The organism is Psychroserpens ponticola (assembly GCF_023556315.2).
GTDB lineage: Bacteria > Bacteroidota > Bacteroidia > Flavobacteriales > Flavobacteriaceae > Psychroserpens > Psychroserpens ponticola.
The window spans coordinates 3,510,309-3,535,485 of the sequence record NZ_CP116221.1 but is presented as its reverse complement, the minus strand read 5'-3'; the positions used below and the strand labels follow the sequence as shown (position 1 = coordinate 3,535,485).

Genomic DNA, 25,177 nt, shown 5'->3' with positions numbered 1-25,177 from the left:
TTTCGCGCTGCAAAGATATATTTTTTAATTTAAAAATAAAGGCATTTTTTTTGCTTTTTTCTGTATAAAAAAACACCTCCTTTTTATACAGAAAAAAGAAGGTGTTTATATTGTAGTAATTATAGTTAGTCTAAATACAATCCTCTGTAGTCAACAGGGTTTACTGTTGGTAAGTTCGAACCATACTTTGTATTTATAATATTTATCATTTGGTTAGCTATTACTGCATAACCTCTTGGAGATGGATGAACACCATCTAGAGAGAATGTTCCACCAGAAACATAGTCGGCAGTCATGAAAGCATTTCCAGCTTGGTAGCCACCTGTTGCAACACTATTGAAAAAGGTATTAACATCAAACAAAGCTAAATCATATTGTGTTGCAAGATTTGCGATAGTTTGATTAAATGCAGTTGTAGCATTTGCAATTTCGGTTTGTTCTGAAGGTAATAATACCCATTTATCTTCTAAAGGAAGTGTAACACCTTCTGTAGAGAATTGTCCAGCTACAGCAGCAGGTAAACCAGCTTGTATTAATCCGTCAGCAGTCATTTGATTTACGTTTCCAATTATAGAACGACTTGGTAAAACAAGTAAGTCGTTAGGAGTTGCTTGTCTAGACTGTCCGTAAAGATTTGCCAATAATCCAGCTGCTAATTGAACTACAGCAGGATTGCTTCCATCAAGTCCAAATTGACTAATAAAAGCAGGAAAAGTTGGACTAGCGCCTAAAGCTCCAGCAATTTGTGGTGCGATATTAGTTAATGTTTCATCTTGAATTACAACTGGGCTTGCAGAAGTTTCAGAAAACACAATAACTCTACTTGGATCTATTGCTTGAAAAATAGGATTTAAAGCACCAAATACAGAATTTAATGTTGGTATTTGCGGGCCAAATGAAGGGTTTGTAGGATCTAATGGCGCATAAGGAACAGTTGTAAAGTATGGTGCATCTGTAACATTAGGAATGTTAGAAATTATACCTTCTGAATTATTAGATGTTAATGTTGAAACTAATCCAGTCATTGCAGCATCAAATGTACCTTGGTTTGTAATAACATCTGAACTGTCACCACCATTAGTTGCATATCCTAAAACATCATTATTACCAATCCATAAAGAAAAGAATGTAGGATTTAATGTCATTGCATCTGCTATTACAGTAGTGCCTGGAGTAGATGCCATTCTGATAAAGTAAGGATTAGCTGCAGCTGGGAAGTTACTTATATCACCATAACCTGGAGCTAATAAATGATAACTTTTAGCACCAGGAACACCCATGTTATTATATGGGCCTGGATTCACATTAGTAATGTCTGTTGTTGAAGTTCCGTTTACTGAAATAGGTGTTTGATTTGCAGCATCAAAAATTAATCTAGGTTTAAATAAATTTTCACCTGTTATTGGGTCTAATACTGGGCTACCACCTAATAAAAAACCACCAATATCATCACTCATAAGAGGTTGCGTAAATGTGCCTCCACCTGCTAATGCAAATTGTTTGGATAAAATGTTAGGAAAAGACTCTGCTTGACCTCGAGCAAATAAAGCTCCATCAGAATATCCTGCAGTTAATGAATTACCTAGTGAAACAAATGTTGAGAAATCTGCAGTACCACTTGTATAAACTGGTGCTGGTCCATTAATTAATTCTTGTTCTTCGTCTATTGGGTCTGCAAGTGAATCATCGTCACTTTCACAAGCTGTTAATCCTATAAAAAGGAAGGCTAATAGCCATATATTATTTATTTTCATAATTATTTTTTTTATTGATTAATAGTCCAAGAGACAAAATATTGAGCACCAATAGCGCCTGAGCCAGGAGCACTCACATAGTCATGGGCAAGAATATTTGCACCACCAATTTTAAATGTAGATTTTATACTTGGCATAGAATAATTGATTTGAGCATCAATTGTATGACGTGCTGGTAACATACCATCAGCAAATGATGATTGCCATAAATACGTGTCATTCCATCTCCAATTAATGTTAAAACCGAGATTTTTAAATAAGTTTTCTTTACCTAAAGAGGCTTTAACTTTATGTTCTGGAGTATTAAAACTAGTTTCAAAATCAGGATCTTCATCTTGATCAAAATCTAATTTAGCATAAGTATAGCTAAATCCAAGGTTGAATCCACTTAATTTAGTATCTACACCAATTGATGCGCCATAAGAATTAATTTTAACATCAGAATTAGTGTATGTTTGGTAAGCTTGGTAATCTTCATTTTGTAAAGCTAATAAGGATAATGTGTTATCTCCTACAGTACCATAAAGCGGAGCTAAAACCGTTTTATTTGAAATGAAATCTTCATAAGCATTATAGTAGGCACTTAAATCAATAATAAACCTATCAACTTTTCCTCTATAACCAACTTCGTAAGCAGTTACTTTTTCAGGTTTTACAATGCTAACATTTGCTGCTTCAGGAGCTCCAGACTCTACAGAAGCTAAACTAAATGCATTGTCATAAGCATCTCCACCATCTAATTGTACTGTGGGTGATCCTGCAATTGCTTGTCCAGAAGTACTAAGTTGAGCACTAGTTGCAGTGTAACGGTCTAAGTTTTCAGGAGCAGATCCAACTAAAATAGCTCTTCCTGCATTCAACCCAATAAATAAATCTTGTGTTGAAGGGTTTCTAAATCCTGTTTGAAAAGATCCTCTAATATTATGTTTGTCGTTTTGATCTGCGGTATAGTTGAATGATACTCTTGGTGATACAAATCCATCAAAAAATTCTGATTTATCATAACGTACAGATCCTGTAAGTTTTAATCTGTCATCCATCAATTTTTTCTGTATTTGTGTGTATGCACCAAATTCATTGTAATCTATTGGTCCATTATAATCAGTATAAATAGATCCATCAGAATTTAGTGAATATTGTCTCCAAGATCCACCAACCATAATATCAGCAAAATCGATAAGATGGCTAAGGTTATAATTAGCATCTGCATGATATATTTTAGAATTATCGGTAAATTTTGACCCAGTTGCTAAGTCACTATCAGCAGTGATTTTTGTTAAAGCGTTATTAAAATCGCTTGAGCCAGGAAGATATCTTCCATTGTCTGCATTTAATCTTGCGGCAGCATGTGCAGCAGCTATTTGTTCTTGAGTTGGGTTTTCAAAAATACCTTGACCAGCTAATGCACCAATAAATCCACCAGCATAATCTGTAAACCATTGTGTATCATTTTTCCATGCTCTGTTAATATTGATTGCAGTAAAACGTGTATCATAAGAGTTTCCTGCTTTTTCAGCCGTAGTATATACTCTTGCAAAGAAGTTCTTGTTTTTAACTTCTAATTTATGTTGTTGCATAAAGAAATCCTTAATGGCATATCTGTTTGCACCTTGGTAGATTGTATTTCCTCTACCAAATTTAGAATTTAAGATGATTTCAAAGTCATTAGCCCAAGGCTTAAAGTGTAAAGCGAAATCAGCTTTGATACTTTCAGCTTCATAGTCCATAAGGTCACGTTCTTCATAACCTGTTCTACTTATCGTTGATGTTCCATAATTTGTAAGAGCAGGAATTGGAAGTGATCCAGCAGCTAATTCATCAAAATCAAGTGTTGTAGATACCTCATCACCATAAACGTTTAGTCCGTCATAATTAGGATCTAATCTTGATAATCCAGGATTATTATAATCAGTATAATCAGTAGCATACCATTCAGTACCATTAAGGAATGAAAAAGATGCTTTAGCAGCAAATTTATCTGAAAAAGCTGTTGCTACACGAATACCTGCATCAACAAAATTATTGTCTCCAGCATTTTCACTAGAAGTAATCCCCGTTTTTGCATAAACACTAACCCCTTGATGATCAAATGGGTTTTTACTAGTCATAAACATAATACCATTAAAAGCGTTAGCTCCATATAGTGCAGAAGATGCACCTGGTAGTAGTTCAACTGTGTTAACATCCAGTTCTGACATTCCTAATAAGTTACCTAATGCGAAATTTAAAGCAGGTGATGAGTTATCCATCCCATCCACTAATTGCATAAACCTATTATTAGCGAAAGTAGCAAATCCTCTAGTGTTAACAGATTTGAATGTTAAACTATTGGTATTCATATCTACACCTTTTAAGTTTTCAATACTATCAAAAAAGGAAGGAGATGAAGTGTTTTTTATTTCTTTTAAACCAAAACGTTCAACGGTCACTGGTGATTCGAAGATTCGTTCAGGAGTTCTTGAAGCAGAAATAACAACTTCATCTAAAGCGGTTCCTTCAACTAAGGTTACATCAATAGTTTGTGGATTAGTTGTAACTTCTAGATCAACGGTTTCAAATCCAACAGTACTTATTTGAATAGTAAATGGTGGATCTTGGTTAACGGTTAAGGTATAGTTTCCATCATAATCTGAAATTGTACCAGTGGTTGTGCCAGTTACAATAATATTGGCTCCAGGTAATGGTTGACCATAATTATCGATGATTTTACCTTTTACTGTAGTTTGCGCAAAAGAGATCGCACAACAAAACAGCATAATTGTTTTAAAAAGTGTCTTCATTTTAGGGAATTAGTTAAATTTAGTACAGCAATATAAATAATTATATGCTAATGCAATGAATAATTCTCAAAAAAGCATGCATGCATAATAGTTTTTAACAAAAATGCATACTTGTTTTTGGTTAATTCCTAAAACATCAAGGGGTTATAACTAAAATTAAGTGTTATTCTACAGTTACAGCTTTTGCTAGATTTCTAGGTTGATCCACATTTTTATCTAACATTAATGCAATGTGATAGGATAAGAGCTGTAATGGAATTGTAGTTAATAGAGGTGTTAATGATTCTATTGTTTCTGGAACTTCAATAACATGATCTGCTAATGCTTTCACTTGTTCATCACCTTCAGTAACAATACCAATTATTTTTCCTTTACGAGATTTAATTTCTTGGATGTTGCTTACTACCTTTTCGTAATGTCCTTTTTTTGTTGCAATAACAACTATTGGCATATTTTCGTCGATTAAAGCAATAGGACCATGTTTCATTTCTGCTGCAGGATATCCTTCTGCATGTATGTATGAAATTTCTTTAAGTTTTAAGGCTCCTTCTAGTGCAACTGGAAAATTGTAACCTCTACCTAAGTATAAGAAGTTATTTGAATTTTTATAAATATCAGCAATCGTTTTTACGTATGCATCAGATTCTAGCGCTTTTTTTACTTTTTCTGGAATCAATTCTAATTCAATCATGTGATGTCTAAACTCAGAACTAGAAATAGTCCCTTTTGCTCTAGCTAAACGAAGTGCAATTAAAGTTAAAACAGTGATTTGAGTAGTAAATGCTTTTGTTGATGCAACACCAATTTCTGGGCCAGCATGCGTGTAAGCTCCAGCATCTGTTTCTCTTGCGATAGATGATCCAACTACATTACATACTCCAAAAACAAAAGCGCCTCTAGATTTAGCTAATTTAATTGCGGCCAAAGTATCTGCAGTTTCACCTGATTGTGAAATAGCGATGACAACATCTTTATCCGTAATGACAGGGTTTCTGTATCTAAATTCTGAAGCGTATTCAACTTCAACAGGTATTCTTGCTAAATTTTCAAAAATATATTCTGAAACCAAACCAGCGTGCCATGAAGTACCACATGCTACAACAATAATTCTATTGGCATTTAAGAATGTTTTCATGTTATCTTCTATGCCAGACATTTTTATAATGCCTTCATTTGGTAACATACGTCCTCTAAATGTATCAAGAATTGCGCTAGGTTGCTCGTATATTTCTTTAAGCATAAAGTGATCGAAGCCTCCTTTTTCAATTTGTTCTAGATTAAGTTGAAGTTCTTGAACATAAGGGTCTACTAAAGAATCATCTTTAATTTTTCTAATCTTAACTCCTTTTTTTCTGCGTACAACTGCCATTTCTTCATCTTCAAGATAAATAGCATTTTTTGTGTATTCAATGAATGGAGATGCATCGCTAGCAATAAAAAATTCATCATCACCAATTCCTATAGCTAAAGGACTACCAAGTCTAGCAACCACAATTTCGTTAGGTTTGTTTTTATCAAAAACAGCAATAGCATAAGCTCCAACAACTTGGTTTAAAGCGATCTGAACGGCTTTTCCTAGTTTGATGTTTTCATTTTTCTTTACATCTTCAATAAGGTTGACTAATACTTCTGTATCAGTATCAGATTTGAAAGTGTAACCTCTTTTTATTAATTCTTTTTTTAAAGATTCATAATTTTCAATAATACCATTATGAATGATAACAAGATTGCCAGAATTTGAATAATGAGGATGTGAATTTACATCATTTGGAACACCATGAGTTGCCCAACGTGTGTGGCCTATGCCTAGGCTACCATTGGTTTTTATTTCTTTTTCAAGTTTATCCTCAAGATCAGCGACTTTACCTTTGGTTTTTGATAATTTAATATCATTACCATCATATAGTGCAATTCCTGCACTATCATAACCTCTATATTCTAATCGTTTAAGACCTTTAAGAATAATAGGGTAAGCTTCACGATGACCAATGTATCCAACAATTCCACACATAGTTTTTTCTAATTATTTGGTTCTGTATAAAAGATTTCCAAATATAATTTTTTTTCGTCATCCAAAGTGTTATTTCCAAAAAGAACTGTTCCTCTTGGTGTAATTATTGAACTTACTGGGATTTTTTCATCATTTGAATCGTCTAGGTTTAATAAGTCAAAATCACCTGAATTACTTTCTAAATTAACATTGCCTGAGACTACTAGGCCAAGATCAACGTTAGTTGAATCTCTTATTAATAAATTATTAATATGTTCAGTAATTCTAATCTTATACTTAATGCCATTTCCGTCGTTATCTTCTCGTTGAAGTTTTCCTAAGTGACTAGTTCTCGAGTCTAAAGGTGAAAGCGTATTAGCAGCATCATAGAAATAATCAATTAGTGGAGTGTTGTTTTGTGCATCATATAAATAAATACGATCTGGCTCTTCTAAATTAGCGACACTTGACTCGTCTACATAAAAAACGAGATTAGCTTCATTAATTAGTTTTTTACTTTTAATGAATTTTCCATCTTCATCTATTTCAACAAATTCATTTTTAAAAGATTCAAAACTATTTAAATCCATATCTTCATCTAAATCCTCGCCATCAAATAATTTTACAACAGCCATAGAGCCTTCGCCACCTTTCAGGTATAATTTTTCGTCACCTAACACGTCATCTCCTTCAGGGTATACATAGTCATTTGATAAAAAATTTGCACGGTTTCCTGTGAAGTTTAGGACATATGTCGATTGAATTGGATCGCCATCACTAAGTGTGTTATTTCTTGTATAATGCAAGGTGATATTTGCATTACTGCTTGCGAAATTTAAGAGAGACAAAGAGCCTGTTCCATTGTTATTAGTAGATTCAGCTTTGAAGTATAGACCTCTAAAATAATCATTAAAGTTGTTGGCATTACTTAATTCGGGTTCACCTTCTTTCGCAATAATCTTGTCATTCCAATACTCTAAGTCTTCAGTCCAATACTCTAAGCTTTGAGCTTCGGTAAATGAAATTCTCAATGCAGGAGAAGAACGACCAATTACTTCATTGTCTTCATTTGTTAATATGATTTGCCTTTCGTATGGAAGAAAAGCATCATCATAGTACAATAATGTTCCTTCAAGTTGGGCATCTCCAATTGGACTGGTTCCTGTGGTTTGATTTGAATAATAAATTTGAGAATCGTTAATGCTTGAGTTAGGATCAAAATCTCTTAAAAAATAATTGCTTTCATATATTGAAAGTTTCATTGTAGAGTCTCCAAATACAGAATCTAATTCATAAATGGTTTCTCCTTCACTATTAATTTCTATAGCACTGCTAAAGTAAGGGATGTTCAATACTACTGAGTCTAAAATAACACCATCTCCAAAGTCTGGACCAAGTAATGAAGATCTCAACTGTGTAACAATGCTTCCGGTTGTTTGTCCATATAATGGATCATTATAAACACCTAAAAGGTTAATTGGTAAGGTACTTGTTTGAACAGGAGGTAATGCTTTTGTGTATGCAATAACATCAAAGTCTCTTGATAAGCCTTCAAAATTTGTGGCATTATTAGTGTTTACTAGATCAGACTCTATAGTTGCAAAATCTTTATCACAAGCAATAAAAAAACTTGTAATTATTGCAAAAACTGCTAAGTTTCTAAGGGCAATTGTCTTATTTTTCATGTATGCTTTTAACTAATTTAGTACTTTGGTGTTGTAAAATTCTGTGTAAGGTTCAGCAAATTCTTCAATTGGGAAGTACTCCAAAACAGGTTTATCACTAGCGCCTAAATGGTCTTCCAACTCTTTTGGCAAATCACTAGAGCCTTTAATTAAAGCATCTGAATGGTCTATTGCAATCTTCATGAGATTGCTATAATTAGGCTTTTCTAGTAACTTAATGCTAGCTTCATCAATATTATCAAATTTCACTTTGTTAATCATTTCTTTATCTAACGTTCCTTCAAAGCTTTGATTGTATATAGAGGTCACAATTTTACTTTCTGTAAATAAAGGTTCGTCTTTGTAGAATTGTTTTAGGTATAAAGGTAATAATGATGCCAACCATCCATTAACGTGAATAATATCAGGTGACCAGTTTAATTTTTTTACAGTCTCAATAACGCCTTTTGCGAAAAATATAGCGCGCTCATCATTATCTGGAAACAATTTTCCGTTTTCATCTGTAAGTGTAGCTTTTCTTTTGAAGTATTCTTCATTATCGATAAAGTAAACTTGAATTCTTTCCTTTGGAATAGAAGCTACTTTAATAATTAACGGCATATCTAAATCGTTTATAACTAGATTTATACCTGATAATCTAATCACTTCGTGTAATTGATGTCTACGTTCATTTATATTCCCATAACGAGGCATAAATATTCGTATTTGTCCTCCTTGTTTGTTTACCATTTTTGGCGCTTCAAATGACATTGAAGAGATTTCTGTTTCTGGTAAATATGGTACAACTTCAGATGACACATACAATATTCTCTTATCTTTCATAAATCTGTCGTTTTTGGAATTAAAATTAAAAAACATGCAAAATTACAAAAATTTATGCAGATTGCTAGTAAAATATTAAGTTTGCACGCTGTTAAACTTTTGTTATAAGGTGAATATATATCACAATAAAAAAGATCTCAATAGTTATGTTGAGCATCTCAAAGTAAATAAAAAATCAATTGGTTTTGTTCCTACCATGGGAGCATTACATTTAGGTCATGCGTCTTTAATTGAAAAAGGGATGCAACAAAATGATATTGTTGTAGTTAGCGTATTTGTAAACCCTACTCAATTTGACAATCAAGATGATCTTTTGAAATATCCAAGAACTTTAGACAGTGATGTGGAGTTATTACAGGAAATTTCAAAGCATAAAATTATTGTTTATGCGCCAACGGTAAAAGATATATATGGTGATAATGTGAAAGCAACATCATTTTCTTATGATGGCCTAGAACACGAAATGGAAGGTCGTTTTAGAGATGGTCATTTTGATGGTGTAGGTACCATAGTTAAACGACTTTTTGAAATTGTTAGACCTGATAGAGCTTATTTTGGTGAGAAGGATTTTCAGCAATTAATGATTATAAAAAAGTTAGTTGAAAAACATCACATGCCTGTAAAAATTGTGGGTTGCAAAATACATAGGGCAAATGATGGTTTGGCTATGAGTTCTCGTAATTCGAGATTGAAACCAGAATATAGAAAAGCAGCCCCTTTTATATACAAAACTTTAAATGTCGCAAAAGAAAAATTTGGTGCTAATAGTGCTAATAAAGTTACAGAGTGGGTTGAGAAACAATTTGCTAAACATGATTTGTTAGAATTAGAATATTTCATAATTGCAGATGTAAACACTCTAAAAACTGTAAAACGGAAATCCAATAAAAAGACATATAGAGGTTTTATTGCTGTATATGCAGATGACATTAGACTTATTGACAATATCGCACTAAATTAATTATCTTTGCCACATGCAAATACAAGTTGTAAAATCTAAAATTCACAGAGTAAAAGTTACTGGTGCTGAACTTAATTATATTGGTAGCATCACTATTGATGAAGATTTAATGGAAGCCGCTAATATTATACAAGGAGAAAAAGTCCAAATCGTAAATAACGATAATGGTGAGCGTTTAGAAACCTATTGTATTCCTGGTCCGCGAAATAGTGGAGAAATTACATTAAATGGAGCAGCAGCTCGTAAAGTAGCTGTAGGAGATACACTTATTTTAATAACTTATGCATTTATGGATATCGAGAATGCAAAGGTGTTTAAGCCATCATTGGTATTTCCTGATGAAGCTACCAATCTTTTAAAATAAACATTTGAGTCCTAAACATAAAAAACGTCTAAGGTTAATAATTCCGCTAGCTTTAGCTATTTTTTTTGGGTGGTATACATTTTCTAAATTACCAGTTTCAACAATAATACCTTATGTGAAATCTGCAAATTATTGGTGGATAGGATTGGGTATATTTATTGGGCTTTTAAGTCATATGTCTAGAGCTTATCGTTGGCAATATCTTCTTGAACCTTTGGGTTATCAAATAAAATTGCCAAACAGTATTATGGCTGTTTTTATTACGTATTTAGCCAACTATGGAATTCCTAGATCTGGAGAGGTTTTGAGAGCTGCAGTACTAACAAATTATGAAGATGTTCCTTTTGAGAAAAGCTTTGGGACTATCGTAGCAGAACGAATGGCAGATTTGCTAGTGATGCTCTTTATTATAGCAATTACGTTGGTATTAGAATTTGATTTCATTATTGAATTGCTTGAAAAATCATTTCAACCCAAAAAACTAATTGTATTTGGATGTATTGGTTTAGGTTTTGTTGCCATAATTTTCTTGTATATTAAAAGAAGTCAATCAAAATTTGCTCTTAAAGTTAAACGCTTTTTAAAGGGATTAGTTGAAGGCATGTTGAGTATTTTTAAGATGAAACATAAATGGGCATTTATTGCGCATACTTTATTTATTTGGGGAATGTATATTTTGATGTTTTACGTGACCACGTTTGCGCTTCCTGAATTAGACCAAGTTAGTATTGGCGCTATTTTGGTGGCTTTCATTTCAGCAAGTTTCACTATTGCAGCAACAAATGGAGGGATTTTCGTGTATCCAGCTGCAGTTATGGCAGCGTTTACAGTGTTTGGGATTGCTAAAGATCCTAGTTTTGCTTTTGGTTGGATTATGTGGTCATCACAAACCATTATGATTATAATTGCTGGTAGTTTATCTTTTATATACTTACCTATCTATAATAGAAAGGAATAATTTTTTACCTTGCATAGCTATAACACAATAATCATGATGAAGCATTTTTCTTTATTCACCTTAGTTTTACTTTTTTCATTTCCTATATCTGCTCAAGTGATTTATGAGCCTTTTGAGTCTTCAAAGCTTGGAGAATCTAGAGATATTAAAATTCAACTGCCTAGAAATTATGATGCTGAAGAAGAAACATTGTATCCTTTAGTGATTGTTTTGGATGGCGATTATCTTTTTGAACCTGTAGTTGGTAACACGGATTATCAATCGTATTGGGAAGATATTCCTAACTGTATTGTTGTAGGTGTAAATCAAAGTGATACTAGAGATAACGATTTCTTTTTTGCCGAAGAAACTAATTTTCCGCATGCTGAAGGTGCAAATTTCTTTGAATTTTTAGGAATGGAACTCATTCCGTACATCGAGGATAATTATATGGTTTCAGATTTTAGAATTGCAGTCGGACATGATATGAGCGCCAATTTTATTAATTATTACATATTTAAAGATAAACCATTATTTAGAGCCTATGTATTGCTTAGCCCTGAATTAGCTCCTGAAATGGCAGCTTTCATGAGTGAGAAAGCACCTTTATTAGATAGAAATACATTTTACTATTTAGCGACTGCAGATGATGATGTAAAACGTTTAAAAAATGATATTCTGGCGCTAGATAATTCTATTAAAGGAATTCAAAATGAATTTTTTCATTATCGATTTGATGATTTCGAAGATGCTAATCATTATTCTTTAGTTGGATTAGGTATTCCAAAGGCGTTAAACCAAATATTTTCTTTTTATAAGCCAATTACAAAAAAGGAGTACAAAGAAAAAGTGTTAGAATATGAAGCTGGTCCTTATGCATATCTCATGAGAAAATATGAAGATATTGAGTTGTTTTATGGTTTTAAAAAGAAAGTTGTAGAAAACGATTTAAGAGCTATTGCATCTGCAGCTAAGAAAAAAAATGATGTTGAGTCTTTAAAACAACTTGCAAAATTAGCAAGACAAGAGTATCCAGATTCTATGATTGGTGCTTACTATCAAGGCATGTATTATGAAGAAGATGGGAATTTAAAAAGAGCGCTAAATAGCTATCAATCTGGCTTATTACTTGAAGAGTCAGATTTTGTGAACAAAGATATGTTGCTTGATAAAATATATGAGCTTCAAGATTAATTCTTAAAAATTTATGCAGTTCATCGAATAAATAAGTGTTTTATCGTTAGGTTTATTATATTTACTCCTCCAAATCCCTACTAAACGATGAAAAAACACCTACTTATTTCATGTGTTGTCCTATTTTGTACTTCACTTTTTTCGCAAACTATTTATAAGGAGCTGCCTTCAAGAGCGCTTAATACTACAAGAGATATTAAAATCAAATTACCTAATAATTATGATCCTGAATCTTTAGTAAAGTATCCAGTAATCATTGTGTTTGATGGTGATTACTTATTTGAGCCTGTATTGGGACAAGTGCACTTTCAAACGTATTTTAAAGAAATGCCAGAGTCAATCATTGTTGGTATTGTTCAAGGTGAAGAACGATTTTATGATGGCTATTTTGATGAACTTACAGGGATGCCTTTTGAATCAGGAAAGCGTTTTTACGATTTTGTACAAAATGAACTCCTTCCTTATATCGATAATAATTATAAGACAAGCCCTTTTAGAGTTGCAATAGGTCATAATAAAATGGCAAATTTTATTAACTCGTATTTGTTTACAGATGAACCTGTTTTTCAGGCTTATATCAATATAAGTCCAGATTATAAAGGAACTATGGCAAATAACCTTACAACACGTTTAGGCCATCTAAAAAATGATGTGTTTTATTATTTAGCGACAAGTGATAAAGATGTGTCTAGTATTAAAAATACAATTCGTGAAACTAGTAGTGTACTAAAAACCTTAGATACTCAGAAGCTAACGTTTTATTATGATGAACTTAAAGGAGATACTCACTATACATTGGTAACTGGAGCATTGTCAAAAGCATTGGATAAGATTTTTGAGATTTATAAACCTTTAGATGAAAAGGAAATCAATGAAAAAGTATTGACTTATGAAGGAACCTTAGATGAATATATTGTAAATCGATATGAACGAATTGAAGAATATTTCGGAATTATTAAACCTATAACTGAAGATGAGTTTGCAAAAATTGTTTCGATTGCTGAAGAGCGTGATGATTTAGAATCTTTACAAAACATAGGAAAACTTGCCAATAAACAAGATCCAGAATCAGCTTTAGGAACTTATTATTTAGCACTGCATGCCGAAAAATTAGGAAAGAATAAAAAAGCAACTAAGTATTATGAATCAGCCTTAACTCTTAGCGAAACTATTGTAATTGATAAAGAATATATTAAATCTAAACTTAAAAACTTACAAGATTTAGCTACTGATGATAATGAAAGAGAAAATGAAGATGAAGAAAACTAAATATAGCATATACTCAACAGATTATGTATTTGAGTGGTTGTATATCAAGGCAAAGACATTTGTTTTTACAAATATACCTTCAAAATTGGTTACAATTAAAATCATCTCTATCATAACTTGGTTTAGGGACATCAACTAAAAATATCTTAATTTAGCTGTCTAAATTGTATTCATGGCTAAATTAAAAACAACCTTTTTCTGTCAAAATTGTGGCTCCCAATATTCAAAATGGCAAGGACAATGTACAGCTTGTAAAGAATGGAATACAATTACTGAAGAAGTTATTCAGAAGCCTGAAAAAAGCGATTGGAAAACGCCATCTTCAACTTCAAAGCGCATTTCAAAACCATTAAAAGTCAACGAAATTGACATTTCTAAAGAAGCAAGATTAGATACTTCTGATCAAGAATTTAATCGTGTACTTGGTGGAGGTTTAGTGCCTGGATCTTTAACACTTTTAGGAGGAGAGCCTGGTATTGGAAAAAGCACCTTGCTACTTCAAATATCTTTAAAATTACCATACAAAACCTTATATGTTTCAGGTGAAGAGAGTCTGCAACAAATTAAAATGCGTGCTGAACGGATTAATCCTAATATTAACAATTGTTATATTTTAACAGAAACTAAGACACAAAATATTTTCAAACAAGTTGAAAGTTTACAGCCAGATATCGTCGTTATAGATTCTATCCAAACGTTGCATAGTGATTATATCGAATCTTCAAGTGGTAGCATTTCACAAATTAAAGAGTGTACGACTGAGCTTATTAAATTTGCTAAAGAAACAGCAACTCCTGTAATTTTAATTGGTCATATTACAAAAGATGGACATATTGCTGGACCTAAAATTTTGGAGCATATGGTAGATACTGTTTTGCAATTTGAAGGCGATCGTAATCATGTGTTTAGAATCCTTCGTGCTAATAAAAATCGATTTGGATCTACAAACGAATTAGGAATTTACGAAATGCAAGGTTCTGGTCTTAGAGAAGTGTCTAACCCTTCAGAAATTTTAATTTCTAAAAAAGATGAAGAACTCTCGGGTAATGCAGTTGCTGCAACTCTTGAAGGTATGCGACCTCTATTAATTGAAGTGCAAGCTTTAGTGAGTACAGCTGTTTATGGTACACCTCAAAGAAGTGCTACAGGTTTTAATGCCAAACGTTTAAATATGTTATTGGCTGTTTTAGAAAAAAGAGCTGGATTTAGATTAGGCGCTAAAGATGTTTTTTTAAATATCACAGGTGGTATTACTGTTGATGATCCTGCAATTGATTTGGCTGTTGTAGCTGCTATTTTATCTTCAAACGAAGACGAATCTTTAGCAAGTGATATTTGCTTTGCTGCTGAAGTTGGTCTGTCAGGAGAAATTCGTCCTGTTCAACGTGTGGAACAGCGTATTTTGGAAGCAGAAAAATTAGGATTTTCAACCATTTTCATTTCTAAATACAATAAAATCTCATTGAAAAACACAGCAATTAAAATTCAACTTATCTCAAAGGTTGAAGATTTGGTTGATTTTTTAGTTTAAAAGAAGAAATTTGATAGTAAATAAACGGTGTTTTTTGTAGTTCATATTCTGCGATTTGACCTTCAACCGATTTCTGCAACACTTTATCTAAAACCCTATAGAGACACTAGTGTCAATTTTTAGTAAATGATTAATTTTGTATAGAATATGTAGACTTAATCATGTCTTCATATCTAATTTAGTTGCCCTCTAAAATCTATCAACAGACCTAAAGTCTGAATTATTTACTATTGGTTATGAAGTTAAAACTACTACATTCAGTATTTTTTCTAATACTTTTTTTTGTTTCACCATCTCTTTTTGCTCAAGATGCAGATAACGATACTATTTTGGATCATCAAGATTTAGATGATGATAATGATGGTGTTTTAGATGTTGATGAACGTCAAGGTACTGCTATTTCTGGTGGATCAGAATGTGGAGGAGAAGTCAATTTTGATTTTAATACGTTTCCAACAGAGGTGTCTGGAGATGGAGATGATTCTACGATTTTATTAGGAGAAGTATTTAGATTTGCAAATATTGGTACTGGTGTTGACGCTTTAATTACAATTGTTGAAGTTGTAGGTGCAACGGTTACAGATTTAGATGATAACACAACCAATTCAACCTATTTTAAACCAAACTTACAATTTTTAAACATGGTTCCAGAACAGGAAGCATATGTTGAATTTAACATTCAGTTTGTACAATCAGGAACCGCAACTGCTATTGTTGTGCCTGAAGTATTTATTAATATAAATGATATTGATGGAAATTCAACGTTATTTGAAATAGATAAAATACAAATCCCAATAAGCTACGTTATTGATAGTCCAACAAATGTAACAACTACTGAAGAACCAAATTTTTTAGTTGCAACTTCTGGAGACACAAATTATACAGGAACATCAAATGTTTTTCCAAACAATAATATTGCTGCTCGATATTTTGACTTATCGAATTATACGGTTCGTCTAGGAATACTTGCAAGAACTAATATTAATTATGTAGTAAGACGTTTTAGTTTAGAGTTTTCTTGTGTAACTAATTTTGTTGATCCTCAAATTGTTTTTTCAGATACTGATGGAGATGGTATTCCCAATTATTTAGATATCGATAGCGATAACGACGGTATTCCAGATAATGTTGAAGCACAACCTACTATTGGTTATCTTCCACCTTCTGCAACTGTTAATGCTTCTGGTATTCCTAATAATTATGGAACAGGTCTAACTGCAATAGATACTGATGCTGATGGTATTCCAGATTATCTCGATGATGATTCAGATAATGATGAAACTTTAGATATTTTTGAAAATGGATTGGCAAATATGCTTTCAGAAACAGATACAGATAACGACGGTTTAGATGATAATTTTGAAACCAACGGAATTAATGATGTCTCACTTGATGTAAATGAAGATATCGATAACCCTTCTACTTTACCTGATGCTGATGGTGATTTGTTAACTGGAGGAAATGTAGATTATCGTGATTTATTTGACACGAATCCACCTGAAATAGCTGCATTAGATTTTGATGGCTCTGATGATTATTTATCATGTAGTGGATTTGTTGATGGTTTAGATCAGGTTACTATTATGGCTTGGGTTAAAATAAATAATTCAGCTTCTGGCACAATGACAATTGCAGGAGAAGATTTGGGTTGCAGATTATATGTTGAAAACGGAAATACAATAGGGTTTGCAACTAAAACAAATGGTAATACGTCACATTCAGTATTGAGTTCTACAAGTATCAATTATGACGAATGGCACCATGTTACAGGAACCTTTTCTTCTTTAAATGGTCGAAATGAATTATATATAGATGGCGAATTAGTAAGTCATAATATAGGGCCAATTGGTTCAGATATTGAAGTGACTACTGAAAGTAATGGTGCTTTTGAAATAGGAAGACGTTCAAGTAGAGTTAATAATAAAGAATATTTTAAAGGAGAGGTTGATGAGTTAAGAGTGTTTAATAAAACGCTAACATCTGAACAAATTCAACAAATGGTTTTTCAAGAAATAACAAAGAATTCAACAAAAGTAAAAGGTACAATAATTGATAAAGATATTGTAGATCATCAGTCATTGAACAAAGTGTTTTGGGCTAATCTGATAGCTTATTATCCAATGTCTGTAGTGAAAGGAAACACATTAAACGACTATTCTCAATATTCAAGAAATTTAACGATTTCAGGAATTAGTTCCATGCAATCGCAAACAGCACCTATGCCTTTTGAAACTGTAACTGATGATGACTGGAGCGAAGAAGACACTTGGTTACATGGAACTGTTTGGGATATTGAAAATGCGACCACAAATAAAGATTGGAGTATTGTTAAAATAAAAAACAATGTAACATCATCAAACTCACATACAAACCTTGGTTTGTTTATAGATGCTAATAAAAAATTAACCATACATGGAGATCAGAAAGTAGATAACTCTTGGTACTTTGAACTTAACGGAACTTTAGATCTTAGTGACGATTCACAGCTTATACAAGGTCCAAATAGTGATTTAGTAACCTCTTCGCAAGGAAAAATTTTAAGACGACAAGAAGGGAGTTCTAGTGTGTACTGGTATAATTATTGGGCAGCACCAGTTGGAATACAAGAAGCTACAGCATTAACGAATAACAATACAAGTTTTAACAATGCTAATAACTCCGTTTTTAAATTGAATTTGCTTAAAAAAGGAGATGGTAGTAATCTGACATTTACAAATGCCAATAATCAAATTGGAAGCGTGAGCACACGTTGGTTATATACATACAAAAATGGAGTCACTTATTTAGATTATACAGCCATTAATCAAGATTCAAATGTGCAATCAGGTATTGGGTATACTCAAAAAGGAACAGGTACTACAGATCCAGAACAGCAATATTTATTTGAAGGAAAACCTAATAACGGAACTGTAACGATTGGTGTTACTGATACAGGAGGAAATGGTTCAATACCTTCAATATCTAGAACGAGTTATTTATTAGGAAATCCATATCCTTCAGCAATTGATCTTCATGATTTTATAGATGATAATGTTGGTGTTATTGATGGTTCGATTCAGTTATGGCAACAGTGGAGTGGATCATCTCACTATTTAAATGATTACAATGGAGGTTATGCTGTTGTGACTAAAACGGGTTCAGTTAGAGCTTCTCAATTTGTAGGTGTAGATGGAGGAAGTAGTGGTGGAGAAGAAGGTACAAAATTGCCTACACGATATTTACCGGTTGGACAAGGATTCTTTACTGAAATTGTATCTAACGGAACTGTCGTTTTTAAAAATAGTCAGCGAGAATTTATAAAAGAAGATGATGCAAATGGAACTTATAATACAGGTTCTGTGTTTTTAAGAACAGCTAATTCTGTAAATAGTGAAGACGCTTCTGAAAACGAAAGTCTCATGCAGAAAATTCGTTTGGAATTTAATTCAGTTGATGGACCAGCAGCACGTAGAGAATTGTTGTTAGGGTTTAGTGATTTTACATCAGATGATTTTGATTATGGGTATGAGGCCAAAAACACTACTGAAAATGATGATGATCTAAATCTAATGTTAGAGGATGAATTAATGCTAATTCAATCGTATAGTTCAATTTATGATGAGAAATCAGTTGCTTTGACTTTCAAGACTTCAGGCCATTATAGTTATACAATTAAAGCGACTTCTTTTGAGTATCTAAATGAAGGTCAAGATGTATATTTAAAAGATAATTTAACAGGTATATATTTTGATTTGAGAACTGAGCAAACGTATCAGTTTTCTTCAGAAACAGGAGTGTTTCCTTCAAGATTTGAAATTGTTTTTCAAGAGCAGTCAAATACACTTTCAACTGAAGAAAATGAGTACCCATACAACTTGATTTATTTTAATAATGTTACAGATAAGTTATTTGTAAAAGGACTTCAGACTGATGTAGAACAAATTAGACTACTTAATATTTTAGGACAATCAATTAAAGAGTTTACCAATATCAAAACTCATGATCTAGAAAACGGATTAGAAATTTCAAATGTAAGTAGCGGTACTTATGTTGTATATCTTAAATCGAATTCTGGTGTCAGAACCAAGAAAATAATTATCAATTAAAAGTTCTACTCATTTCAAATAATTAAAAAATTTGTTGATTTTTTGTAGTAGGATATGTTGATCAAAACACGTTATCCTTTTTATCGACATCTTCATAGTTAATATTTGTTTGCATCATTAAAAATAACAATCTTGGCTAATAACCAACCCTATTAACCAACTTAAACATGGAAAATCAAAGTTTTGATTTTTTTAAGTCAAAATTTAATGTATCGAAAGAAACATTTATAATTCTTAAAAATCTTTCTACCCAAAAAAAATTAAAAGCTAGAGAAAGCATAATTAATCAAGGAGGTATGAGTAATAAACTTTACTTTTTGACTTCTGGTTTAATGCGTTCAGTTCGTTTATCAGAAACAGGGAAAGAGTACACAAAAAACATCTATTCACCCATTAGCTTTGTTGGTCCTTTCAGTTCTATTTTAACTAAAAGACCATCATTATTAACCTATGAAACACTTACTGATTGTAATGTTTATGAGTTGAATTTTGAAGATTTTTATAGATTGACTAAGACAAATATTGACATTAGCAATGTCTATAATAGAGTATTAGAGTATCTATTTATAATATATGAAAAAAAGCAATTTGAATCCTTGTCTTTAAATGCAACTGAACGTTATCAATTATTAAAAAATAGTATTCCATAAATCGATAATCAAATTGCACAGCATCAAATAGCTTCATATTTAAACATTACTCCAGTTCAATTAAGTAGAATCAGAAAAGAAATGAAGCAGAATTAACATATGTTATTGGGTTTTGGGAGAGAAGTTCTTACGTTTGTAATCTAGCTAAAAACATTAATCCCATTAATTAATAGCAAATCTTAACATTTAATAGTATTAAAAAAGCAAGCATATATATGTTTGCTTTTTTTGTATAATAATTTTTGTAAGATTAGAAAGATGACTAATGTGACTTTTTAGAGATTTTTGTGTCATAATTGCCAAAGACACATCATTTTATCTCTCATGAGCAATACTCGAAAAGTTGTTTCATTAATTGCATTTATTATCGTATTTATTATGGTAATCATTAGTGTCTTTACTATTATTAATGAGTTACTTACTAGCTCATGAAAAACACAAAAAGAATCGTCTCTTTACTAGTGCTATTAATTGTATTTGTATTCGTAATGTTTATCATTTAATTATTGATTAATTAACGCTACAGAATAATTATAGCTTAAATAGGATTAATGCATTCTCTTTTTTGCCCTCAACACCTATATAATATTGCCAAAATTCCTTAATTTCGCGACTCGATTAGAACACTATTATCATGAGCGCTAAATTTCCTGAATATAAAGGACTTGACTTACCAAAAGTTGCAGAAGACATTCTTAACAATTGGCAAGAAAATAACATTTTTGAAAAAAGTATTTCCACGAGAGAAGGTAACAAACCTTTTGTCTTTTTTGAAGGACCTCCTTCAGCAAACGGACTTCCAGGAGTACACCACGTTTTAGCACGTGCTATTAAAGATATTTTCCCTAGATATAAAACCATGAAAGGCTTTCAAGTAAAGCGAAAAGCAGGTTGGGATACACATGGTTTACCTATTGAGCTTGGTGTCGAAAAAGAATTAGGAATCACTAAAGAAGATATTGGAAAAACAATTTCTGTTGAAGATTACAACGCAGCATGCCGCAAAGCTGTCATGCGTTATACAGATGTTTGGAATGACCTTACCCAAAAAATGGGCTATTGGGTTAATATGGATGATCCATACATTACCTACGAGCCAAAATACATGGAAAGTGTTTGGTGGTTATTGAAAGAAATCTATTCTAAAAAATTAATGTATAAAGGCTACACAATTCAGCCTTATTCTCCAAAAGCAGGAACTGGTCTTAGTTCGCATGAGGTCAATCAACCAGGTGCTTATCAAGATGTAACAGATACTACAGTTGTTGCTCAGTTTAAAGCTTTAGAAAATACATTGCCAGATTTTTTACAAAATGAAGGCGATATTCATTTTATAGCTTGGACAACGACACCTTGGACGTTGCCAAGTAACACAGCATTAACTGTTGGTCCAAAAATTGATTATGTTTTAGTTGAAACATATAATCAATACACATTCAAGCCAATGAATGTGATTTTGGCAAAAGCATTAGTCAACAAACAATTTGATGGTAAGTTTAATAGAGTGGAAGAAAAATCTACACTTTTAGATTATAAAGATGGTGACAAAAAAATTCCATATTTTGTTGTAAAAGAATTCAAAGGAAAAGATTTAGTCGGAATTAAATACGAACAATTATTACCATATGCATTACCAAATGATCATCCAGAAAATGCCTTTAGAGTTATTTCTGGAGATTTCGTGACGACTGAAGATGGAACAGGAATCGTACATACAGCACCAACTTTTGGAGCAGATGATGCACTTGTTGCAAAACAAGCCACACCAGAAGTTCCGCCATTATTAGTCAAAGATGACAATGGTAACTTAGTTCCACTTGTCGATTTACAAGGTCGTTTTAGATCAGAAATGAAAGAGTTTGGTGGCAAGTATGTTAAAAATGAATATTATGATGATGGCGAAGCTCCAGAGCGTTCAATTGACGTTGAACTTGCTATCAAGTTAAAAGAAGAAAATAAGGCTTTTAAAGTTGAAAAGTATAAACACAATTATCCACATTGTTGGAGAACAGATAAACCAATTTTATACTATCCTTTAGATTCTTGGTTCATAAAAATCACAGATGTTAAAGGTCGTATGCACGAATTGAATACGACAATCAACTGGAAACCTAAATCTACAGGAACTGGTCGTTTTGGAAATTGGCTAGCAAATGCAAACGATTGGAATTTATCACGATCTCGTTATTGGGGAATCCCATTACCAATCTGGAGAACCGAAGATGGTAAAGAAGAAATCTGTATTGGTTCTGTAGAAGAATTAAAATCTGAAATGGCTAAAGCGGTTCAAGCTGGAGTATTGTCTAAAGACATTTTCGAAGACTTTGAAGTTGGAAACAATTCCGAAGAAAACTATGCCAAAATCGATTTGCATAAAAATATCGTTGATGAGATTGTATTAGTCTCTCCAAACGGACAACCAATGAAACGTGAAAGCGACTTAATTGATGTCTGGTTCGATTCTGGCTCTATGCCTTATGCACAATGGCATTACCCTTTTGAGAATAAAGAATTGATTGATGATAACAAATCGTTTCCAGCCGATTTTATTGCTGAAGGTGTCGATCAAACGCGTGGATGGTTTTATACACTTCATGCGATTGCAACAATGGTGTTCGATTCTGTGGCTTACAAAAACGTTGTGTCTAACGGTTTAGTGTTAGATAAAAACGGACAAAAAATGTCGAAACGCCTAGGCAATGCAACCGATCCTTTTGAAACTTTAGGAACTTATGGTGCTGATGCGACGCGTTGGTATATGATTATGAATGCCAATCCTTGGGATAATTTAAAGTTTGATTTAGAAGGTATTGAAGAAGTGAAACGTAAGTTCTTTGGAACCTTATATAACACCTATTCATTCTTTACATTATATACTAATTTGGATGGTTTCAGTTATGCTGAAGCTGATATTCCATTGAATGAAAGACCAGAAATTGACCGTTGGATTTTGTCTGAATTGCATACATTAATTCAGAAAGTTGATGATTACTATGCTGAATACGAACCAACAAAAGCAGCGAGAGCAATTTCAGATTTTACTCAAGATTATTTGAGTAACTGGTATGTGCGTTTAAGCAGAAGACGTTTCTGGAAAGGCGATTATCAAACAGATAAAATTTCAGCTTACCAAACGTTGTATACCTGTATGGAAACCATAGCAAAGTTAGGTGCTCCAATTGCTCCTTTCTTTATGGATCGCTTGTACATGGACTTAAATTCGGTGACAAATAAGGAAACATTTGAAAGTGTACATTTAGCTGAATTCCCTAAATCTAACTCATCTTTTGTTGATAAAGCTTTAGAACGTAAAATGGAAAGCGCTCAAACAATTTCTTCATTAGTTTTGTCGTTAAGAGCTAAAGAGAAGATTAAAGTACGTCAGCCATTACAAAAGATTATGATTCCAATTGACTCTAAAGAACAAAAGGAGGAAATTCTTGCAGTTGCAGACTTGATAAAATCTGAGGTTAATGTAAAATCTGTTGAAGTTTTAGAAGATGCTTCAGGTATATTGGTAAAACAAATTAAACCAAATTTTAAGGTTTTAGGACCACGTTTTGGAGCTGATATGAAAGCTGTTGCTCAGGCAGTTAATGATTTTTCTGGAGAAGATATCAAAAAAATCGAGCAAAATGGTAGTTTAGACGTTGAAATTAATGGAAAAAGCATTACTTTAGAACAATCAGATGTAGAGATTACATCAAAAGATATTGAAGGTTGGCTAGTAGCAAGTTCAGGCGTATTAACAGTAGCTTTAGATGTTACAATAACTGAAGAATTACAAAAAGAAGGTGTTGCAAGAGAATTAGTGAATAGAATCCAAAATCTACGTAAAGATTCTGGTTTTGAATTAACAGATAGGATAGCAGTACAGTTTCAAAAAGACGAACAAATTATTAACGCGATAAACAAGAATTTAGAGTATATAAAAACAGAGACACTTACCGACGAATTGGAAATTTTAGAAGTCCTAAATGATGGTATAGAAATAGCTTTTGATGATGTAAATACCAAATTGTTTATACAAAAAATTTAAAAACATGGCAACAGATAGTAACGTAAGGTATCCAGATAAAGATCTAGCAGAATTTAAAGTATTACTTTTAGATAAAATAGAAAAAGCTGAACATGATTTAGAACTCATTAAAAGCGCGTACATGAACGACCATAACAATGGTACAGATGATACATCTCCAACGTTTAAAGCTTTTGAAGAAGGTAGTGCAACAATGAGTAAAGAAGCAAATTCAGCATTAGCGATCAGACAAGAAAAGTTTATTAGAGATTTGAAAAATGCACTTATTAGAATAGAAAGCAAAACCTATGGTGTTTGTAGAGTTACAGGAAAACTCATTAATAAAGAACGTCTAAAGTTAGTGCCTCATGCTACGTTGAGTATCGAAGCAAAAAACATGCAATAACAGACTGATAGTCTTATAAAAAACGTCTTATCTAAATAAGGCGTTTTTCTTTTTTCAAGAGATAGCAAACAAAATAAAAGGTTTATTTTTACATCAGTAGCCATTCATCATGTCATTAAAAAAAGCGTCACTTCTTATTATCATTATTTTATTGATAGATCAAATATCTAAAATCTATATTAAAACGCATTTTGCTTTGCATGATAAAATTGAAATATTTAATTGGTTTCAAATTTTATTTGTAGAAAATGAAGGCATGGCTTGGGGAACTAAAATTAGTGATTTTGTGTCATTCATTTCCGATAGAACAGCTAAAGTTTGTTTAACTATTTTTAGAATATTAGCAGTTATTGGGATTGGATTTTGGTTAAATAAATCGATTAAAGCCAGACAATCTAAAACACTAATTTTTGCAGTGTCACTCATTTTAGCAGGTGCTTTAGGAAATATCATTGATTCTGTGTTTTACGGAATAGTTTTCGATTCAAGTTCAGGACAAGTTGCTTCTTTTTTACCAATTGAAGGTGGTTATGATTCTGTTTTTCATGGTAAAGTTGTTGATATGCTACATTTTCCAATGTGGAGTGGTGTAATGCCAGATTGGATTCCGTTTTATGGTGGACAATATTTTACGTTTTTCGAACCTGTATTTAACATAGCAGATATGGCAATTAGTACAGGAATTGGAATTTTAATTTTCTTTAATAAAAGAGCATTTTCTAACTAACTAA

At 32.3% G+C, this 25,177-nt stretch carries 16 protein-coding genes; 11 read left to right on the top strand and 5 right to left on the bottom strand.

Features of this window, described 5'->3' with window-relative positions; genetic code table 11:
* Positions 1-125: 125 nt before the first annotated feature.
* From MUN68_RS15605 to MUN68_RS15585, 5 genes are all read right to left on the bottom strand, one after another.
* Positions 126-1,754, bottom strand: a complete 1,629-nt coding sequence (locus tag MUN68_RS15605; RefSeq protein WP_249993203.1) for an SGNH/GDSL hydrolase family protein — start codon at positions 1,752-1,754, stop codon at positions 126-128.
* Between the two features lie 11 nt (positions 1,755-1,765).
* Positions 1,766-4,534 carry a TonB-dependent receptor gene (locus MUN68_RS15600; RefSeq protein WP_249993205.1) on the bottom strand — a complete coding sequence of 923 codons (2,769 nt, stop codon included), beginning with the start codon at positions 4,532-4,534 and terminating at the stop codon, positions 1,766-1,768.
* Positions 4,535-4,697: 163 nt separating this feature from the next.
* On the bottom strand, positions 4,698-6,545 hold the full coding sequence (gene glmS, locus MUN68_RS15595) for a glutamine--fructose-6-phosphate transaminase (isomerizing) (protein WP_249993207.1): 1,848 nt from the start codon (positions 6,543-6,545) through the stop codon (positions 4,698-4,700).
* Between the two features lie 8 nt (positions 6,546-6,553).
* Positions 6,554-8,209 (bottom strand): DUF4270 domain-containing protein, encoded by a 1,656-nt coding sequence (locus MUN68_RS15590; protein WP_249993209.1) that lies wholly within the window; start codon positions 8,207-8,209, stop codon positions 6,554-6,556.
* 12 nt (positions 8,210-8,221) lie between these two features.
* Positions 8,222-9,031, bottom strand: coding sequence for a glycogen/starch synthase (locus MUN68_RS15585; protein ID WP_249993210.1), 810 nt, complete (start codon positions 9,029-9,031; stop codon positions 8,222-8,224).
* A gap of 109 nt (positions 9,032-9,140) precedes the next feature.
* Between MUN68_RS15585 and panC the strand changes: the two genes are divergently transcribed.
* The 11 genes from panC to MUN68_RS15530 all read left to right on the top strand — a co-directional run bounded on the left by panC (position 9,141) and on the right by MUN68_RS15530 (position 25,173).
* Positions 9,141-9,992, top strand: a complete 852-nt coding sequence (panC, locus tag MUN68_RS15580; RefSeq protein ID WP_249993211.1) for a pantoate--beta-alanine ligase — start codon at positions 9,141-9,143, stop codon at positions 9,990-9,992.
* Positions 9,993-10,005: 13 nt separating this feature from the next.
* On the top strand, positions 10,006-10,356 hold the full coding sequence (gene panD / locus MUN68_RS15575) for an aspartate 1-decarboxylase (protein ID WP_249993212.1): 351 nt from the start codon (positions 10,006-10,008) through the stop codon (positions 10,354-10,356).
* 4 nt (positions 10,357-10,360) lie between these two features.
* Positions 10,361-11,314 (top strand): lysylphosphatidylglycerol synthase transmembrane domain-containing protein, encoded by a 954-nt coding sequence (locus MUN68_RS15570; protein WP_249993213.1) that lies wholly within the window; start codon positions 10,361-10,363, stop codon positions 11,312-11,314.
* Between the two features lie 33 nt (positions 11,315-11,347).
* The gene (locus MUN68_RS15565; RefSeq protein WP_249993214.1) at positions 11,348-12,487 is read left to right on the top strand and encodes an alpha/beta hydrolase; all 1,140 of its coding nucleotides are present in this window, start codon (positions 11,348-11,350) and stop codon (positions 12,485-12,487) included.
* A gap of 87 nt (positions 12,488-12,574) precedes the next feature.
* Positions 12,575-13,756 carry an alpha/beta hydrolase gene (locus tag MUN68_RS15560; RefSeq protein ID WP_249993215.1) on the top strand — a complete coding sequence of 394 codons (1,182 nt, stop codon included), beginning with the start codon at positions 12,575-12,577 and terminating at the stop codon, positions 13,754-13,756.
* 172 nt (positions 13,757-13,928) lie between these two features.
* Positions 13,929-15,287 (top strand): DNA repair protein RadA, encoded by a 1,359-nt coding sequence (gene radA, locus MUN68_RS15555; RefSeq protein WP_249993216.1) that lies wholly within the window; start codon positions 13,929-13,931, stop codon positions 15,285-15,287.
* Between the two features lie 236 nt (positions 15,288-15,523).
* Positions 15,524-19,372, top strand: a complete 3,849-nt coding sequence (locus MUN68_RS15550) for a LamG-like jellyroll fold domain-containing protein (protein ID WP_249993218.1) — start codon at positions 15,524-15,526, stop codon at positions 19,370-19,372.
* Positions 19,373-19,539: 167 nt separating this feature from the next.
* On the top strand, positions 19,540-20,022 hold the full coding sequence (locus tag MUN68_RS15545) for a Crp/Fnr family transcriptional regulator (protein WP_249993220.1): 483 nt from the start codon (positions 19,540-19,542) through the stop codon (positions 20,020-20,022).
* A 634-nt stretch (positions 20,023-20,656) separates the two neighbouring features.
* On the top strand, positions 20,657-24,061 hold the full coding sequence (ileS, locus tag MUN68_RS15540; protein ID WP_249993222.1) for an isoleucine--tRNA ligase: 3,405 nt from the start codon (positions 20,657-20,659) through the stop codon (positions 24,059-24,061).
* Between the two features lie 4 nt (positions 24,062-24,065).
* Positions 24,066-24,446 (top strand): TraR/DksA family transcriptional regulator, encoded by a 381-nt coding sequence (locus MUN68_RS15535; protein WP_249993224.1) that lies wholly within the window; start codon positions 24,066-24,068, stop codon positions 24,444-24,446.
* Positions 24,447-24,555: 109 nt separating this feature from the next.
* Complete coding sequence (locus MUN68_RS15530; RefSeq protein WP_249993226.1) at positions 24,556-25,173, top strand: lipoprotein signal peptidase; 618 nt, start codon at positions 24,556-24,558, stop codon at positions 25,171-25,173.
* Positions 25,174-25,177: the final 4 nt, after the last annotated feature.

Excerpts from the sequence above, each read along its gene's own strand:
- MUN68_RS15605 (WP_249993203.1), bottom strand. The coding sequence starts at position 1,754 with ATGAAAATAAATAATATATGGCTATTAGCCTTCCTTTTTATAGGATTA.
- MUN68_RS15600 (WP_249993205.1), bottom strand. The coding sequence starts at position 4,534 with ATGAAGACACTTTTTAAAACAATTATGCTGTTTTGTTGTGCGATCTCT.
- glmS (WP_249993207.1), bottom strand. The coding sequence starts at position 6,545 with ATGTGTGGAATTGTTGGATACATTGGTCATCGTGAAGCTTACCCTATT.
- MUN68_RS15590 (WP_249993209.1), bottom strand. The coding sequence starts at position 8,209 with ATGAAAAATAAGACAATTGCCCTTAGAAACTTAGCAGTTTTTGCAATA.
- MUN68_RS15585 (WP_249993210.1), bottom strand. The coding sequence starts at position 9,031 with ATGAAAGATAAGAGAATATTGTATGTGTCATCTGAAGTTGTACCATAT.
- panD (WP_249993212.1), top strand. The coding sequence starts at position 10,006 with ATGCAAATACAAGTTGTAAAATCTAAAATTCACAGAGTAAAAGTTACT.
- MUN68_RS15565 (WP_249993214.1), top strand. The coding sequence starts at position 11,348 with ATGATGAAGCATTTTTCTTTATTCACCTTAGTTTTACTTTTTTCATTT.
- MUN68_RS15560 (WP_249993215.1), top strand. The coding sequence starts at position 12,575 with ATGAAAAAACACCTACTTATTTCATGTGTTGTCCTATTTTGTACTTCA.
- radA (WP_249993216.1), top strand. The coding sequence starts at position 13,929 with ATGGCTAAATTAAAAACAACCTTTTTCTGTCAAAATTGTGGCTCCCAA.
- MUN68_RS15550 (WP_249993218.1), top strand. The coding sequence starts at position 15,524 with ATGAAGTTAAAACTACTACATTCAGTATTTTTTCTAATACTTTTTTTT.
- MUN68_RS15545 (WP_249993220.1), top strand. The coding sequence starts at position 19,540 with ATGGAAAATCAAAGTTTTGATTTTTTTAAGTCAAAATTTAATGTATCG.
- ileS (WP_249993222.1), top strand. The coding sequence starts at position 20,657 with ATGAGCGCTAAATTTCCTGAATATAAAGGACTTGACTTACCAAAAGTT.
- MUN68_RS15535 (WP_249993224.1), top strand. The coding sequence starts at position 24,066 with ATGGCAACAGATAGTAACGTAAGGTATCCAGATAAAGATCTAGCAGAA.
- MUN68_RS15530 (WP_249993226.1), top strand. The coding sequence starts at position 24,556 with ATGTCATTAAAAAAAGCGTCACTTCTTATTATCATTATTTTATTGATA.